This window comes from Lysobacter sp. Root690, assembly GCF_001427785.1.
Lineage (GTDB): Bacteria > Pseudomonadota > Gammaproteobacteria > Xanthomonadales > Xanthomonadaceae > Lysobacter.
Genome location: NZ_LMHM01000009.1, coordinates 1 through 16,980 on the forward strand (window position 1 = coordinate 1; position 16,980 = coordinate 16,980).

Sequence of the window (16,980 nt, forward strand, 5' to 3'; positions counted from 1 at the left end):
GGCGATGGACGAAGGCCTGCGCTTCGCGATCCGCGAAGGCGGCCGCACCGTCGGCGCCGGCGTCGTAGCCAAGATCATCAAGTAATGCTTTACTGCGGCGGCCGAAAGGTCGCTGCAAGCCGCGAACGGCGGGCCGGCAACCCGGTCCGCCTTCGTTGTTTAGACGGTCCCTAAAGACGATTCGTCGCTCAGGCCCAGGAGCCTGACCGGATTCGAACGCGGACCGAACACTTCAAGACGTACGCCAGTAGCTCAATTGGCAGAGCAGCGGTCTCCAAAACCGCAGGTTGGGGGTTCGAGTCCCTCCTGGCGTGCCACTCGATACCGAGTCGGGTCGGACGATCCGGCGACTGGAAGGCATTGAAAGGGCCGCGCAACGGATGGGCGGGCTTTCGCGAGGGAATCGCCCCGAGATGAACAGTAAGGCCGAACAACACAAATCCGGCGGCGCCGGTGACATCGTCAAGTACGCGCTGGCTCTGCTGCTTGCGGCTGGCGGTGTGTTCGCCTACCTCTGGTTCGAGAATTGGAGCGGCCCGCTGCGCAGCGGCGCGGTCGTCGTCGGCCTGCTGGCCGGTGCCGCGGTGTTCATGCTGACCGCCAAGGGCGCGCAGACCCGCGAGTTCCTGTCCGAATCGCGGTTCGAACTGCGCAAGGTGGTCTGGCCGACCCGCGAAGAAGCACTCAAGACCACCTGGGTCGTCATGATCGCAGTGGCCATCCTTAGCCTGATCCTGTCCGGTTTCGACTGGGTGATCCAGGCCGCGGTCAAATTCCTGCTGTCGCGCTGAGGAGACGACCGACTTGAATACGCAAGAAAACAAACGTTGGTACGTGGTCCACGCCTATTCCGGCTTCGAGAAGTCGGTGGCGCAGGCGCTGCGTGATCGCATCGTGCGCTTCGAAATGCAGGACCGCTTCGGCGACGTCCTGGTCCCGACCGAAGAAGTCGTGGAAATGCGGTCCGGCCAGAAGCGCCGTTCCGAGCGCAAGTTCTTCCCGGGCTATGTCCTGGTGCAGATTTCCACCCACGACGAAGCCGGCATTCCGCGGATCGACAGCGAGAGCTGGCATCTGATCAAGGAAACCCCGAAGGTCATGGGTTTCATCGGCGGCACCGCCGATCGTCCGCTGCCGATCCAGGACAGCGAAGCCGACCGGATCCTGCAGCGCGTTCAGGAAGGCGTCGAAAAGCCGCGTCCGAAGGTGCTGTTCGAGCCGGGCGAGATGGTTCGCGTGGTCGATGGCCCGTTCGTGGATTTCAACGGTGTGGTCGAGGAAATCAACTACGAGAAGAGCCGCCTGCGCGTCGCGGTGCTGATCTTCGGCCGTTCGACTCCGGTCGAGCTGGAATTCGGGCAGGTCGAAAAGGCCACCTGAGCAAGGTGCCGGTCCGGTGGGGCAGCCCCGCCGGATCGCTTGCCCGCAATTGTTCAGCTTCCAGGCCCGGTCTCGCCGGGCCTTGGCCTATGGGCCGTCTATGGGATCCCATAAAAACCTGATATAGTGCGCGGCTCGCTGCCCAGTGCGGCGGACCCAAATCATCCAGCTGCCCCCTCTCACAAGGACCGGGGCGGCTGTGTGCGCAAGCAAAACGCGAAGCCGGAACGCGCGATTTCCGGCCCGATGGGGAGCCTGAGGTTCAGGCGCTAGCACCCGGAGAGAAACCAACATGGCAAAGAAAGTAGTCGGCTACATCAAGCTGCAGGTAAAGGCCGGTCAGGCCAATCCCTCGCCGCCGGTCGGTCCTGCGCTGGGTCAGCGCGGCCTGAACATCATGGAGTTCTGCAAAGCGTTCAACGCGGCGACCTCCAAGCTCGAGCCGGGTCTGCCGACGCCGGTCATCATCACGGCCTACTCGGACCGTACCTTCACCTTCGTGACCAAGTCGACCCCGGCTTCGGTGCTGCTGAAGAAGGCCGCGGGCATCACCTCCGGCTCCAAGCGCCCGAACACCGACAAGGTGGGCAAGGTCACCCGCAAGCAGCTCGAAGACATCGCCAAGGCGAAGGAAGCCGATCTGACCGCGGCCGATCTGGACGCGGCGGTGAAGACGATTGCGGGCTCCGCCCGCAGCATGGGTCTCGTGGTGGAGGGCTAAGACATGGCGATCACTAAGCGCGAAAAAGCAATCAAGGCCGCCGTCGTTCCGGGCAAGGCGTACTCCTTCGACGAAGCCGTCAAGATCGTCAAGACCGCCACCAAGGCCAAGTTCGTCGAGTCCGTCGACGTCGCCGTCCGCCTGGGCGTGGACGCGAAGAAGTCCGACCAGCAGGTGCGCGGTTCGACCGTGCTGCCGGCCGGTACCGGCAAGTCGGTGCGCGTGGCGGTGTTCGCCCCGGCCGGCGCCAAGGCCGACGAAGCCCTCGCCGCTGGCGCGGAAGCCGTCGGCATGGACGATCTGGCCGAGAAGATGCAGGCCGGCGATCTGAACTACGACGTCGTCATCGCCACCCCGGACGCCATGCGCGTCGTCGGTAAGCTGGGCCAGGTGCTCGGCCCGCGCGGCCTGATGCCGAACCCGAAGGTCGGCACCGTCTCGGCCAATCCGGCCGAAGCGGTCAAGAACGCCAAGGGCGGCCAGGTGCGTTACCGCACCGACAAGGCCGGCATCATCCACTGCACCATCGGCAAGGCCTCGTTCGAAGACGGCTCGCTGAAGGACAACCTGCAGGCGCTGCTGCTGGACCTGATCAAGGCCAAGCCGGCGACCGCCAAGGGTCAGTACCTGCAGAAGATCTCGATCAGCTCGACCATGGGTCCGGGCGTGATCGTCGATCAGGCGTCGCTGTCGCTCAAGTAATCGAATAAGCAGGAGTGAGTGAAGAGAAGTGAGGAGTGAGAGCGGAAAGCCTAGTCGCTCTGACTCGTTTCTCACTTCTCCCAACTCGTTCCTAGCATTTTGAGGGCATCGCAAAGGGCCAAAACCCCGCGCGATAGCCGTCAAAGACCGCAGGCGCGGTCAGCGCGTACCGACGACGGGCACGGAAGCTCGATACGGCAAGGAGTCGCCGTCGGTGCAAGCGAGATCGCTTAATTCGGACTCTTCGGAGCCCGGGCCCGCGCAGATGGTGCCGCCCCGACTGAATTCAGTAATGAATCTTCAGGAAAGGCCACCACCCGGGACGCCTTCGGCGTCCCCGGCGCCAAGGACGGTCGCCGCCCAGGACCGCAAGCGGCAGGAGCCGTAAGCGGAGTTAATAGTGCCGGGATTGGATGTTCGCAATCAGGATTGGCGAGCCAGGCGAAAGCCGCTCAGCGAATCCCGAAGCCGACCCCCGACTCCCGGCCTTGGAGGAGTGCAATGGCTCTTAATCTGTCTCAGAAGCAAGAAGTAGTCGCCGAACTGGCAGAAGTCGCTGCGAAGGCTCACTCCTTGATTGCGGCCGAGTACGCTGGCCTCACGGTTGCTCAACTGACCGCGATGCGCAAGAAGGCTCGTGAAACCGGTGTGTACTTGCGCGTTGTCAAGAACACCCTGGCTTCCCGTGCCGTGGCCGGTACCGAATACGAGTGCGTCCAGGACAAGCTCGTCGGTCCGCTGCTGTATGCGTTCTCGACCGAAGAACCCGGCGCCGCCGGGCGTCTGATCAAGGAATTCGCCAAGGGCAACGACAAGCTGAAGGCTCAGGTCGTCGCGATGGGTGGCCAGGTGTATCCGGCCAGCCACGTCGACGTCCTCGCCTCGCTGCCGACCCTCGACCAGGCCCTGGCCATGCTGGCCCGCGTCCTGTCCGAACCCGCCAGCATGTTCGCCCGCGCCGTCAAGGCCGTGGCCGACCAGCAGGGCGGCGGCGAAGTCGCTGTCGAAGCACCGGCCGAAGCGGAACCGGCGTAATCGCCGCCCCGCTCACGCGACCGCTTCACTGAACCCGATTCGTAAGATCAATATTTCCTGAGGTTATTCAAATGTCCCTTTCCAACGAACAAATCGTCGAAGCCATCGCCGAAAAGACCCTGATGGAAGTCATGGAACTCGTCCGCGCGATCGAAGAGAAGTTCGGCGTTTCCGCCGCTGCTCCGGTTGCCGCCGGCGTCGCCGCTGAAGCCGCTGCTCCGGTCGAAGAGCAGACCGAGTTCAACGTCATCCTGAAGGCCGCTGGCGACAAGAAGGTCGAAGTGATTAAGGCCGTCCGCGCCATCACCGGCCTGGGTCTGAAGGAAGCCAAGGACCTGGTCGAAGGCGCTCCGCAGACGGTCAAGGAAGCGGTCAACAAGGCCGACTCCGAGAAGTTCAAGAAGGATCTCGAAGCCGCTGGTGCGACTGTCGAAGTCAAGTAAGCAGTACTTGCGTCGCCGTTTTTACTTGGCGACCACTGAAGGCTGGGGACGAAAGTCCCCGGCCTTTGGCCGTTCCACGGGATTAGCGATTCGGGATTAGGGATTCGAAACGGCAGCGTTTGCTTTTACGAATCCCGAATCACGAATCCCCAATCCCGGCTCCAAACGAGTTGGCAGTCGGAAGTAGCGGGAGAAGGCGTGCTGGTGCCGGCAATACCAGCGACTTCCCACTGGCAATTTTGTTTTCGCATTAGTCCCCTGAACCGCGGACGCGCGGTTCGCCCGGAAAGACTCGCTGTCAGGCGACTTTCCCGGCCCATTAGCTAAATCGAGGCGGTAGCTCACCATGACCACAGCTTCCACGACGCAACAGTATTCGTTCACCGAAAAGAAGCGCATCCGCAAGGACTTCGGCAAGCGCAAGTCCATCCTCGAAGTGCCGTTCCTGCTCGCGATCCAGGTCGATTCCTATCGCGAATTCCTGCAGGAACACACCGATCCGGCCAAGCGCGCCGATCGCGGCCTGCATGCCGCGCTCAAGTCGGTGTTCCCGATTTCCAGCTACAGCGGCAACGCCGCTCTCGAATACGTCGGCTACAAGCTCGGCGATCCGGTATTCGATGAGCGCGAGTGCCGCAACCGCGGTCTGTCCTATGGCGCCCCGCTGCGCGTGACCGTGCGCTTGGTGATCTACGACCGCGAGTCGTCGACCAAGGCGATCAAGTACGTGAAGGAGCAGGAGGTCTACATGGGCGAGATTCCGCTCATGACCGGTAACGGCACCTTCATCGTCAACGGCACCGAGCGCGTCATCGTCTCGCAGCTGCACCGCTCGCCGGGCGTGTTCTTCGATCACGACCGCGGCAAGACCCACAGCTCGGGCAAGCTGCTGTACAGCGCCCGCATCATTCCGTATCGCGGCTCGTGGCTGGACTTCGAGTACGACCCGAAGGACGCCCTGTTCACCCGTATCGACCGCCGCCGCAAGCTGCCGGTCACCGTGCTGCTGCGCGCGTTGGGCTACAACAACACCGAAATGCTCTCGGAGTTCTTCGAGATCAACACCTTCCACATCATGTCCGAGGGCGTGCAGTGGGAGCTGGTGTCCGAGCGCCTGCGTGGTGAAACCCTGGACTTCGATCTGGCCGACGGCGACAAGGTCATCGTCGAAGCCGGCAAGCGCATCACCGCGCGCCACGTGAAGCAGATGGAACAGTCCGGCATCGCCGCGCTGGCCGTGCCCGACGCCTACCTGGTCGGCCGCATCCTGTCGCACGACGTGGTCGACACCAAGTCGGGCGAGCTGCTGGCTTCGGCCAACGACGAAATCAGCGAAGAGCAGCTGGCGGCGTTCCGCAAGGCCGGTATCGAGCAGGTCGGCACGATCTGGGTCAACGACCTCGATCGCGGTCCGTACATCTCCAACACCCTGCGCATCGATCCGTCCAAGACCCAGCTCGAAGCGCTGGTCGAGATCTACCGCATGATGCGTCCGGGCGAGCCGCCGACCAAGGACGCCGCGCAGAACCTGTTCCACAACCTGTTCTTCACCTTCGAGCGCTACGACCTGTCGGGCGTGGGCCGGATGAAGTTCAACCGCCGCATCGGCCGCAAGGAAACCATCGGCGCGTCGGTGCTGTACGACGCGAAGTACTTCTCCGAGCGTAAGGACGAGGAGTCGGTGCGCCTGCGCAACGAGCTCGGCCAGACCTCGGACATCCTCGACGTCATCCGCGTGCTGACCGAGATCCGCAACGGCCGCGGCGTGGTCGACGACATCGATCACCTGGGCAACCGTCGCGTGCGTTCGGTCGGCGAAATGGCCGAGAACACCTTCCGTGTCGGCCTGGTCCGGGTCGAGCGCGCGGTCAAGGAGCGCCTGTCGATGGCCGAGTCCGAAGGCCTCACGCCGCAGGAACTCATCAACGCCAAGCCTGTTGCCGCCGCGATCAAGGAGTTCTTCGGCTCCTCGCAGCTGTCGCAGTTCATGGATCAGAACAACCCGCTGTCGGAAGTCACGCACAAGCGTCGCGTGTCGGCCCTCGGCCCGGGCGGTCTGACCCGCGAGCGCGCCGGCTTCGAAGTGCGCGACGTTCACCCGACCCATTACGGCCGCGTGTGCACGATCGAAACGCCTGAAGGCCCGAACATCGGCCTGATCAACTCGCTCGCCGTGTTCGCGCGCACCAACAAGTACGGCTTCCTCGAGACGCCGTACCGCAAGGTCGTGGACGGCAAGGTCACCGACGACGTCGAGTTCCTGTCGGCGATCGAAGAGAACGAGTACGTCATCGCCCAGGCCAACGCGCCGCAGGACGACAAGGGCATGATCAGCTCGCAGTTCGTCGCCTGCCGCTTCCAGGGCGAAACCCTGCTCAAGCCGCCGTCCGAGATCCACTTCATGGACGTCTCGCCGATGCAGACCGTGTCGGTCGCGGCCGCGCTGGTTCCGTTCCTGGAGCACGATGACGCGAACCGCGCGCTGATGGGCGCGAACATGCAGCGTCAGGCCGTTCCGACCCTCAAGGCGCAGAAGCCGCTGGTCGGTACCGGCATCGAGCGCGCCGTGGCGCGCGACTCGGGCGTGACGGTGAACGCGCTGCGCGGCGGCACGATCGAACAGATCGACGCGGCCCGCATCGTGGTCAAGGTCAACGAGAGCGAAATCTCCGGCGTCACCGATGCCGGCGTCGACATCTACAACCTGATCAAGTACACGCGTTCGAACCAGAACACCTGTATCAATCAGAGCCCGCTGGTCAAGGTCGGCGACGTCATCGCCCGCGGCGACGTGCTGGCCGACGGCCCCTCGACCGACATCGGCGAGCTCGCGCTCGGCCAGAACATGCTGGTCGCGTTCATGCCGTGGAACGGCTACAACTTCGAAGACTCGATCCTGCTCTCCGAGCGCGTGGTCGAAGAGGATCGCTACACCACGATCCACATCGAAGAGCTGACCTGCGTCGCGCGCGACACCAAGCTGGGACCGGAGGAAATCTCCGCCGACATCCCGAACGTCTCCGAGCAGGCCTTGAACCGCCTCGACGAGTCGGGCGTGGTGTACATCGGCGCGGAAGTGCGCGCCGGCGACATCCTGGTCGGCAAGGTCACGCCGAAGGGCGAGTCGCAGCTGACTCCGGAAGAGAAGCTGCTGCGCGCGATCTTCGGCGAGAAGGCTTCGGACGTTAAGGACAGCTCGCTGCGCGTGCCCCCGGGCATGGACGGCACCGTCATCGACGTGCAGGTCTTCACCCGCGACGGCATCGAGAAGGACAAGCGCGCCCGTCAAATCGAAGAGTCGGAAATCCGCCGGGTCAAGAAGGACTTCGACGACCAGTTCCGCATCCTCGAAGCGGCCATCTACGATCGTCTGCGTTCGCAGCTGATCGGCAAGGTCGCCAACGGCGGCGCCGGCCTGAAGAAGGGCGACACGGTCACCAGCCTGGTGCTCGACGGCCTCAAGCGCACCGATTGGTTCACCCTGCGCATGAAGGACGAGGAAGCGATCGAGGCGATCGAGCGCGCGCAGAAGCAGATCGACGTCCACCAGAAGGAATTCGATCGTCGCTTCGCCGACAAGCGCGGCAAGATCACCCAGGGCGACGACCTCGCGCCGGGCGTGCTGAAGATGGTCAAGGTGTTCCTCGCCGTTAAGCGCCGCATCCAGCCGGGCGACAAGATGGCCGGCCGTCACGGCAACAAGGGTGTCGTGTCGACCATCGTGCCGGTCGAGGACATGCCGTACGCGGCCGACGGTCAGACCGTCGACATCGTGCTGAACCCGCTGGGCGTGCCGTCGCGTATGAACATCGGCCAGATCCTCGAAGTGCATCTGGGCTGGGCCGCCAAGGGCCTGGGCCAGAAGATCCAGCGCATGCTGGAAGCGCAGCAGAAGATCGCCGACCTGCGCAAGTTCCTCGACGACATCTACAACCACGACCAGAAGGTGCACGGTCAGCGCGTCGATCTGAAGCAGTTCTCCGATGAGGAACTGCTGACGCTCGCGCACAACCTGACCGACGGCGTGCCGATGGCGACGCCGGTGTTCGACGGCGCGGCCGAAGTCGAGATCAAGCGCATGCTCGAGCTGGCGGACCTGCCGCTCAGCGGCCAGACGATCCTGCACGACGGCCGTACCGGCGAAGCGTTCGAGCGTCCGGTCACGATCGGCTACATGCACATGCTCAAGCTGAACCACCTGGTCGACGACAAGATGCACGCGCGTTCGACCGGTCCGTACTCGCTCGTCACCCAGCAGCCGCTGGGCGGCAAGGCGCAGTTCGGCGGTCAGCGTTTCGGCGAAATGGAAGTCTGGGCGCTGGAAGCCTACGGCGCGGCCTACACCCTGCAGGAAATGCTGACGGTGAAGTCCGACGACGTGCAGGGCCGCAACCAGATGTACAAGAACATCGTCGACGGCGAGTACGAGATGGTCGCCGGCATGCCGGAGTCGTTCAACGTGCTGGTCAAGGAAATCCGCTCGCTGGCGATCAACATGGAGCTGGAAGAGAACTGAGAAGCGGTGATTGGGGATTCGGGATTCGGGATTGGTAAAGGCGAACGCCGACCGTCCCGATCCTCCGGATCCCCGCCTTAACGAATCTCAAATCTCTCATCCCGAATCCCGGAGTCAAAAATGAAAGACTTGCTCAATCTCTTCAACCAGCAGCGTCCCGCGCTGGACTTCGACGCGATCAAGATCGCGCTGGCCTCGCCGGACCTGATCCGTTCGTGGTCGTTCGGCGAAGTGAAGAAGCCCGAAACCATCAACTACCGTACCTTCAAGCCCGAACGCGACGGCCTGTTCTGCGCCGCGATCTTCGGACCGATCAAGGACTACGAGTGCCTGTGCGGCAAGTACAAGCGCATGAAGCACCGTGGCGTGGTCTGCGAGAAGTGCGGCACCGAAGTCACCCTGGCCAAGGTGCGCCGCGAGCGCATGGGGCACATCGACCTGGCCTCGCCGGTCGCGCACATCTGGTTCCTCAAGTCGCTGCCCTCGCGCATCGGCCTGATGCTCGACATGACCCTGCGCGACATCGAGCGGATCCTGTACTTCGAAGCCTACGTCGTGACCGAGCCGGGTCTTACCCCGATGGAACGCGGCAATCTGCTGACCGAAGAGCAGTACCTGACCGCGCGCCAGGAACACGGCGACGACTTCGAAGCCGCGATGGGCGCCGAGGCGGTCTACGACCTGCTGCGCACCATCGACCTGCAGGCCGAAATGCTGCAGTTGAAGGAAGACATCGCGTCGACCGGTTCGGAGACCAAGCTCAAGCGCCTCACCAAGCGCATCAAGCTGGTCGAAGCCTTCCTCGAGTCGGGCAACCGTCCCGAGTGGATGGTCATGACCGTGCTGCCGGTGCTGCCGCCGGACCTGCGTCCGCTGGTGCCGCTGGACGGCGGCCGCTTCGCGACCTCCGATTTGAACGACCTGTACCGTCGCGTCATCAACCGCAACAACCGTCTGCGTCGTCTGCTCGAGCTCAATGCGCCCGACATCATCGTGCGCAACGAGAAGCGCATGCTGCAGGAATCGGTCGACGCCCTGATGGACAACGGCCGTCGCGGCCGCGCCATCACCGGCACCAACAAGCGCCCGCTCAAGTCGCTCGCCGACATGATCAAGGGCAAGCAGGGCCGGTTCCGTCAGAACCTGCTCGGCAAGCGCGTGGACTACTCGGGCCGTTCGGTCATCGTGGTCGGCCCGACCCTGCGTCTGCACGAGTGCGGCCTGCCGAAGAAGATGGCGCTGGAACTGTTCAAGCCCTTCATCTTCGCCAAGCTGCAGCGCCGTGGTCTCGCCACCACGATCAAGGCCGCCAAGAAGCTGGTCGAGCGTGAAGAAGCGGAAGTCTGGGACATCCTCGAAGAGGTGATCCGCGAGCATCCGGTGCTGTTGAACCGCGCGCCGACCCTGCACCGTCTGGGCATCCAGGCGTTCGAGCCGGTGTTGATCGAAGGCAAGGCCATCCAGCTGCACCCGCTGGTCTGCACCGCGTTCAACGCCGACTTCGACGGTGACCAGATGGCCGTCCACGTGCCGCTCTCGCTGGAAGCCCAGCTGGAAGCGCGCGCGCTGATGATGGCGTCGAACAACATCCTGTCGCCGGCCAACGGCGAGCCGATCATCGTGCCGTCGCAGGACGTCGTGCTGGGTCTGTACTACATGACCCGCGCCCTGGAAAACAAGGCGGGCGAGGGCATGGTGTTCGCCAACGTCGCCGAAGTGAAGCGCGCCTACGACAACCGCGTCGTGCAGATCCACGCCAAGGTCAAGGTCCGCATCAGCGAGATCGTGATCAACGAGGACGGCACTCGCGAGCCGAAGACCTCGATCGTCGACACCACCGTCGGCCGCGCCCTGCTGCGCGAGATCCTGCCCGACGGTCTGCCGTACGCGCTGGCCAATACCGAGCTGACCAAGAAGAACATCAGCCGCTTGATCAACTCGTGCTACCGCATGCTCGGCCTGAAGGACACGGTCGTGTTCGCCGACCGCCTGATGTACACCGGCTTCGCTTACGCGACCCGCGCCGGCGTCTCGATCGGCATCGACGACATGATCATCCCGGGCGAGAAGAAGGGCATCCTGGCCGAAGCTGAAACTGAAGTGCTGGAAATCCAGCAGCAGTACCAGTCCGGTCTGGTCACCGCCGGCGAGCGCTACAACAAGGTCGTCGACATCTGGTCGCGCACGAACGAGCGCGTGGCCAAGGCGATGATGGACGCGATCGGCACCGACACCGTCGAAAACGCCGAGGGCAAGCGCGTTCCGCAGAAGTCCATGAACTCGATTTACATCATGGCCGACTCCGGCGCGCGTGGTTCGCAGGCGCAGATCCGTCAGCTGGCCGGTATGCGCGGCCTGATGGCGCGTCCCGACGGCTCGATCATCGAAACGCCGATCACCGCGAACTTCCGCGAAGGTCTGAACGTTCTTCAGTACTTCATCTCGACCCACGGCGCTCGTAAGGGCCTGGCCGATACCGCGTTGAAGACCGCCAACTCCGGTTACCTGACCCGCCGACTCGTCGACGTGGCCCAGGACGTGGTGATCACCGAAGACGATTGCGGCACGCTCGAAGGTCTGATGATGACCCCGATCGTCGAAGGCGGCGACGTGGTCGAACCGCTGCGCGATCGCGTGCTGGGTCGTGTCGTGGCCGAGGACGTGTTCCTGCCGGGCAACGACGAAGATCCGATCGTCACCCGCAATACCCTGCTCGACGAAGCCTGGGTCGCGAAGCTTGAAGAAGCCAGCGTCCAGTCGATCAAGGTCCGCTCGACGATCACCTGCACCAGCAGCTTCGGTGTGTGCGCCAACTGCTACGGTCGCGACCTCGGCCGCGGCCACCTGGTCAACCACGGCGAAGCGGTCGGCGTCGTCGCCGCTCAGTCGATCGGCGAACCCGGCACCCAGCTGACCATGCGTACCTTCCACATCGGTGGCGCGGCATCGCGAGCGGCTGCGATCGACAACGTCACGGTCAAGACCACCGGCTCGATCAAGTTCAACAACCTCAAGCACGTCGCGCACGCCAACGGCCATCTGGTCGCGGTGTCGCGTTCGGGCGAACTGTCGGTGCTCGACCCGCACGGCCGCGAGCGCGAGCGCTACAAGCTGCCGTACGGCGCGACCGTCGCGGTCAAGGACGGCGCCGAGATCAAGGCCGGCCAGACCGTCGCCAACTGGGATCCGCATAACCACCCGATCGTTTCGGAAGTCGCCGGTTTCATTCGCTTCATCGACTTCGTCGATGGCGTGACCGTGATCGAGAAGACCGACGAACTGACCGGTCTGGCGTCGCGCGAAATCACCGACCCGAAGCGTCGCGGTTCGCAGGGCAAGGATCTGCGTCCGATCGTGCGCATCGTCGACAAGAACGGTAAGGATCTGTCGATCCCGAACACCGATCTGCCGGCGCAGTACCTGTTGCCGCCGCGCTCGATCGTCAACCTGCAGGACGGCGCCGCGGTCGGCGTGGGCGACGTGGTCGCCAAGATCCCGCAGGAAGCGTCGAAGACCCGCGACATCACCGGTGGTCTGCCGCGCGTGGCCGACTTGTTCGAAGCGCGCAAGCCCAAGGACCCGGCGATCCTCGCCGAAGTCTCCGGCATCGTCAGCTTCGGCAAGGACACCAAGGGCAAGCAGCGCCTGATCATCAAGCAGGCCGACGGTGACGAGCACGAAGAGCTGATCCCGAAGTACCGCCAGATCATCGTGTTCGAAGGCGAACACGTGGAGAAGGGCGAGACCGTGGTGGACGGCGAGCCGAGCCCGCAGGACATCCTGCGCCTGCTCGGCGTGGAGCCCCTGGCCGTGTACCTGACCAAGGAAATCCAGGACGTCTACCGCCTGCAGGGCGTGAAGATCAACGACAAGCACATCGAAGTGATCGTCCGTCAGATGCTGCGCAAGGTCGAAATCACCGACCATGGCGACAGCAAGTTCCTGCACGGCGAGCAGATCGAGCGTCAGCGCTTCGTCGAAGAGAACGCGCGTCTGCTGGCCCGTAACGAGATCCCGGCCAAGTACGATCCGGTCCTGCTGGGTATCACCAAGGCCTCGCTGGCGACGGAATCCTTCATCTCGGCGGCTTCGTTCCAGGAAACCACCCGCGTGCTGACCGAGGCCGCCGTGCGCGGTACTCGCGATGGCCTGCGCGGCTTGAAGGAGAACGTGATCGTCGGTCGTCTGATCCCGGCCGGTACCGGTCTGGCGTATCACACCCAGCGTCGCAAGAACGCCTCGGGTCTGACCGATCAGGAAATGGAAGCGCTGTCGGGTCCGGTCACCGCCGCCCCGGTCGAAGCCCCGGCTCCTGCCGCGGTCGAGACGGCTGCCGGCGACGACAACGCCTAAGCCTGCGCGGTAAGCAGCGATACGAAGACAAGGCGGGCAGCGATGCCCGCCTTGTTTTTGTCCGGGATCCGGCGACGACCGGCCCCGTGGTTCCGGGATAGCCGAAAGGGCTGGCAAATCCCGAAAAATATGCTATCGTCGCCAGTCGGATGGGCCCGCATGGGTCGAATCCCAGATCACGAAATTAGGCGCATGGAGCGCCTAGTGTTCGGCCCAGGGCAGGGCGGGATCAATCGAATGGGTATGGAAGTCGGCGCCGCAAAGCGCTGATTCTGCTTGTTCGTGTCGCCTGCGTTGACGGAGACGTTCAGCGCGGGCTATACTTTTTCGTCTCGGCAGGTCGGGTGTATTCGGCGTGCCGTTTGTTTCTCACGAAGCGGCCGCCCGGCCCCTCTCAATACAAGAGTTCTAGATGGCAACCATCAATCAGCTCGTCCGCAAGCCGCGGCAGGCGACCACCTACAAGAGCGCCTCGCCGGCGCTCGCGAACTGCCCGCAGCGTCGCGGCGTTTGCACCCGCGTGTACACCACGACCCCGAAGAAGCCGAACTCGGCGCTGCGCAAGGTCGCCAAGGTGCGCCTGACCAACGGTTACGAAGTCATTTCGTACATCGGCGGCGAAGGCCACAACCTGCAGGAGCACTCGGTCGTGCTGATCCGCGGCGGTCGCGTCAAGGACCTGCCGGGCGTGCGCTACCACACCGTGCGCGGCTCGCTCGATGCCGCCGGTGTCGCCAAGCGTCGCCAGAGCCGTTCCAAGTACGGCGCCAAGCGTCCGAAGTCCTAAGCGCGTCGCTTGCCCGGCGCGCGCCGTCCGGCGCCGCCACCCGCCAGCACGACTGTCAAGAATCACGAATATAGGTACGCACCATGTCGCGTAAAGGCTCCACCCCTCAGCGTTCGGTTCTGCCCGATCCCAAGCACGGCAGCGAGACGATCGCGCGCTTCATCAATATGGTCATGCAGAGCGGCAAGAAGTCCGTCGCCGAGAAGATCGTTTACGGCGCAATGGACGTCATCGGCGAAAAGAGCCCCAACGCTCTGGAGCTGGTCGAGAAGGCGCTGACCAATGTGTCGCCGTCGGTCGAAGTGAAGTCGCGTCGCGTCGGCGGCGCCACCTACCAGGTGCCGGTCGAAGTGCGCACCTCGCGCCGCATGGCCCTGGCGATGCGCTGGTTGATCGAATCCGCGCGCAAGCGTGGCGAGAGCTCGATGCCGCGCAAGCTGGCCGCCGAACTGCTCGACGCCTCGGAAAATCGCGGCGCGGCGATCAAGAAGCGCGAAGAAACCCACCGCATGGCGGAAGCGAACCGCGCGTTCGCTCACTACCGCTGGTGATCGCAGACCCTGGCGACAGGGTCTTCGCAACATCCGCATGAGATGTTGCCGCGGCGGCGAAATGGCCGCCTAGCGAACCGGAGGCCGCCCACGAGGCGGCGTCCGGCCATCTGGAATTCGAAAACTTATTACGAGAGGGTCCCGTGGCTCGCACCACTCCCATCGAGCGTTACCGCAACTTCGGCATCATGGCCCACATCGATGCCGGCAAGACCACCACGTCCGAGCGCATCCTGTTCTACACCGGCGTCAGCCACAAGATCGGCGAAGTGCACGAAGGTGCCGCGACGATGGACTGGATGGAGCAGGAACAGGAACGCGGCATCACCATCACTTCCGCCGCGACCACCGCGTTCTGGAAGGGCATGGACAAGTCGCTGCCCGAACACCGCTTCAACATCATCGACACCCCCGGACACGTCGACTTCACCATCGAAGTGGAGCGCTCGCTGCGCGTCCTCGACGGCGCGGTGTTCGTGCTGTGCGCCGTTGGTGGCGTCCAGCCGCAGTCGGAGACCGTGTGGCGTCAGGCCAACAAGTACTCCGTGCCGCGCATGGCCTTCGTCAACAAGATGGACCGCACCGGCGCCAACTTCGACAAGGTCGTTGAGCAGCTCAAGGCCCGTCTGGGCGCCTACGCCGTGCCGATGCAGGTGCCGATCGGCGCCGAAGAAGGCTTCGAAGGCGTGGTCGACCTGCTCAAGATGAAGGCGATCCATTGGGACGTCGCATCGCAGGGCACCAAGTTCGAGTACCGCGACATTCCGGCCGACCTGCAGTCGCAGGCCGAGACCGCGCGCGCGTTCATGGTCGAAGCCGCGGCGGAAGCCACGGAAGAGCTCATGGACAAGTACCTCAACGAGGGCGAGTTGACCGAGGAAGAGATCGTCGCCGGTCTGCGCGCGCGCACCTTGCGCGTCGAGATCGTCCCGGTGTTCTGTGGCTCGGCGTTCAAGAACAAGGGCGTGCAGGCCATGCTCGACGGCGTGATCAATCTGCTGCCGTCGCCGTCCGATCGTCCGCCGGTTCCCGGCATCGACGAGGACGACAAGGAAGACAGCCGCAAGGCGTCCGACACCGAGCCGTTCTCGGCGCTGGCGTTCAAGATCATGACCGACCCGTTCGTGGGTTCGCTGACCTTCTTCCGCGTCTACTCGGGCGTGCTCAATTCGGGCGACCAGGTGTACAACCCGGTCAAGTCGAAGAAGGAACGCGTCGGCCGCATCCTGCAGATGCACGCCAACCAGCGCGACGAAATCAAGGAAGTCCGCGCCGGCGACATCGCCGCCGCTGTCGGCCTGAAGGACGTGACCACCGGCGACACGCTGTGCGCGCAGGATCACATCATCACCCTGGAACGCATGATCTTCCCGGAGCCCGTCATCTCGATGGCGGTCGAACCGAAGACCAAGTCGGACCAGGAAAAGATGGGTATCGCCCTGGGCCGTCTGGCGCAGGAAGATCCTTCGTTCCGCGTGCGCACCGACGAAGAATCGGGCCAGACCATCATCGCCGGCATGGGCGAGCTGCACCTGGACATCCTCGTCGACCGCATGAAGCGCGAGTTCAACGTCGAAGCCAACGTCGGCAAGCCGCAGGTGGCGTACCGCGAGACCATCCGCAAGTCGGACGTCAAGTCGGACTACAAGCACGCCAAGCAGTCCGGCGGTAAGGGTCAGTACGGTCACGTCGTGATCGAGCTGTCGCCGATGAACGAGAAGGACCGCGCCAACGAGGACGTCGAGAACGATTTCCTGTTCGTCAACGACATCACCGGCGGTGTGATTCCGAAGGAATTCATCCCGGCGATCGAGAAGGGCCTGCGCGAAACCATCACCAGCGGTCCGCTGGCCGGCTTCCCGGTCGTGGGCGTCAAGGTCAAGCTGGTGTTCGGCTCGTACCACGACGTCGACTCCTCGGAAATGGCGTTCAAGCTCGCCGCGTCGATGGCGTTCAAGGAAGGTTTCCGCAAGGCCGATCCGGTCCTGCTGGAGCCGATGATGAAGGTCGAAGTCGTGACGCCGGAAGATTACGTCGGCGACGTGATGGGCGACTTGAGCCGTCGTCGCGGCCTGTTGCAGGGCCAGGACGACACGCCGTCGGGCAAGACCATCAACGCGATGGTGCCGCTGGGCGAGATGTTCGGTTACGCGACGACCATTCGTTCGCTGACCCAGGGCCGCGCCACCTTCACGATGGAATTCGATCACTACGCCGAGGCGCCGAACAACATCGCCGAGACCGTGATCAAGAAGGGCGGCTGATAGACGGGATTCGGGAGTGGGGATTCGGGATTCGCAATGCGGATTCCACCTGCTCCCGGACCTCGCCGCGGATCCGAGCACGACAAATTAGTAAGGGATTGGGCGGCCGTTGATCGCCAATCCCCAATCCCGATTCACGAATCACAGAACATTTGAGAGAGATATCATGGCTAAGGGTAAATTCGAGCGCACCAAGCCGCACGTCAACGTCGGCACCATCGGTCACGT

Annotated in this window: 11 protein-coding genes, 1 tRNA gene and 1 pseudogene; all 13 read left to right on the plus strand. The window is 63.7% G+C overall.

Features of this window, described 5'->3' with window-relative positions:
* Positions 1–85: pseudogene (locus tag ASD86_RS25780) on the plus strand (elongation factor Tu); the annotation flags it as partial.
* A 156-nt stretch (positions 86–241) separates the two neighbouring features.
* Positions 242–317 (plus strand) — tRNA-Trp (locus ASD86_RS04980).
* Positions 318–413: 96 nt separating this feature from the next.
* Positions 414–791 carry a preprotein translocase subunit SecE gene (gene secE, locus ASD86_RS04985; RefSeq protein WP_036115412.1) on the plus strand — a complete coding sequence of 126 codons (378 nt, stop codon included), beginning with the start codon at positions 414–416 and terminating at the stop codon, positions 789–791.
* Positions 792–804: 13 nt separating this feature from the next.
* The gene (nusG, locus tag ASD86_RS04990; protein WP_036115415.1) at positions 805–1,380 is read left to right on the plus strand and encodes a transcription termination/antitermination protein NusG; all 576 of its coding nucleotides are present in this window, start codon (positions 805–807) and stop codon (positions 1,378–1,380) included.
* A 292-nt stretch (positions 1,381–1,672) separates the two neighbouring features.
* Complete coding sequence (gene rplK / locus ASD86_RS04995; protein WP_036115418.1) at positions 1,673–2,101, plus strand: 50S ribosomal protein L11; 429 nt, start codon at positions 1,673–1,675, stop codon at positions 2,099–2,101.
* A gap of 3 nt (positions 2,102–2,104) precedes the next feature.
* Positions 2,105–2,803, plus strand: a complete 699-nt coding sequence (gene rplA, locus ASD86_RS05000) for a 50S ribosomal protein L1 (protein WP_036115420.1) — start codon at positions 2,105–2,107, stop codon at positions 2,801–2,803.
* 501 nt (positions 2,804–3,304) lie between these two features.
* Positions 3,305–3,838: a 50S ribosomal protein L10 gene (gene rplJ, locus ASD86_RS05005; protein WP_056107699.1), complete on the plus strand. Its 534-nt coding sequence runs from the start codon at positions 3,305–3,307 to the stop codon at positions 3,836–3,838.
* A 71-nt stretch (positions 3,839–3,909) separates the two neighbouring features.
* A complete protein-coding gene (gene rplL / locus ASD86_RS05010; RefSeq protein WP_036115426.1) occupies positions 3,910–4,281 on the plus strand; it encodes a 50S ribosomal protein L7/L12 in 372 nt (123 codons plus the stop codon).
* A 346-nt stretch (positions 4,282–4,627) separates the two neighbouring features.
* Positions 4,628–8,797: a DNA-directed RNA polymerase subunit beta gene (gene rpoB, locus ASD86_RS05015; protein ID WP_056107702.1), complete on the plus strand. Its 4,170-nt coding sequence runs from the start codon at positions 4,628–4,630 to the stop codon at positions 8,795–8,797.
* A gap of 120 nt (positions 8,798–8,917) precedes the next feature.
* Positions 8,918–13,150 carry a DNA-directed RNA polymerase subunit beta' gene (rpoC, locus tag ASD86_RS05020; RefSeq protein ID WP_056107706.1) on the plus strand — a complete coding sequence of 1,411 codons (4,233 nt, stop codon included), beginning with the start codon at positions 8,918–8,920 and terminating at the stop codon, positions 13,148–13,150.
* A gap of 412 nt (positions 13,151–13,562) precedes the next feature.
* Positions 13,563–13,937 (plus strand): 30S ribosomal protein S12, encoded by a 375-nt coding sequence (rpsL, locus tag ASD86_RS05025; RefSeq protein ID WP_036115437.1) that lies wholly within the window; start codon positions 13,563–13,565, stop codon positions 13,935–13,937.
* An 83-nt stretch (positions 13,938–14,020) separates the two neighbouring features.
* Positions 14,021–14,488: a 30S ribosomal protein S7 gene (rpsG, locus tag ASD86_RS05030; RefSeq protein ID WP_036115439.1), complete on the plus strand. Its 468-nt coding sequence runs from the start codon at positions 14,021–14,023 to the stop codon at positions 14,486–14,488.
* A gap of 143 nt (positions 14,489–14,631) precedes the next feature.
* The gene (gene fusA / locus ASD86_RS05035) at positions 14,632–16,752 is read left to right on the plus strand and encodes an elongation factor G (RefSeq protein ID WP_036115441.1); all 2,121 of its coding nucleotides are present in this window, start codon (positions 14,632–14,634) and stop codon (positions 16,750–16,752) included.
* Positions 16,753–16,980 lie beyond the last annotated feature (228 nt).

Bases quoted from the DNA above. Each gene is read 5' to 3' on its own strand.
- secE (WP_036115412.1), top strand. From the start codon at position 414: ATGAACAGTAAGGCCGAACAACACAAATCCGGCGGCGCCGGTGACATC.
- rplK (WP_036115418.1), top strand. From the start codon at position 1,673: ATGGCAAAGAAAGTAGTCGGCTACATCAAGCTGCAGGTAAAGGCCGGT.
- rplA (WP_036115420.1), top strand. From the start codon at position 2,105: ATGGCGATCACTAAGCGCGAAAAAGCAATCAAGGCCGCCGTCGTTCCG.
- rplJ (WP_056107699.1), top strand. From the start codon at position 3,305: ATGGCTCTTAATCTGTCTCAGAAGCAAGAAGTAGTCGCCGAACTGGCA.
- rplL (WP_036115426.1), top strand. From the start codon at position 3,910: ATGTCCCTTTCCAACGAACAAATCGTCGAAGCCATCGCCGAAAAGACC.
- rpoB (WP_056107702.1), top strand. From the start codon at position 4,628: ATGACCACAGCTTCCACGACGCAACAGTATTCGTTCACCGAAAAGAAG.
- rpoC (WP_056107706.1), top strand. From the start codon at position 8,918: ATGAAAGACTTGCTCAATCTCTTCAACCAGCAGCGTCCCGCGCTGGAC.
- rpsL (WP_036115437.1), top strand. From the start codon at position 13,563: ATGGCAACCATCAATCAGCTCGTCCGCAAGCCGCGGCAGGCGACCACC.
- rpsG (WP_036115439.1), top strand. From the start codon at position 14,021: ATGTCGCGTAAAGGCTCCACCCCTCAGCGTTCGGTTCTGCCCGATCCC.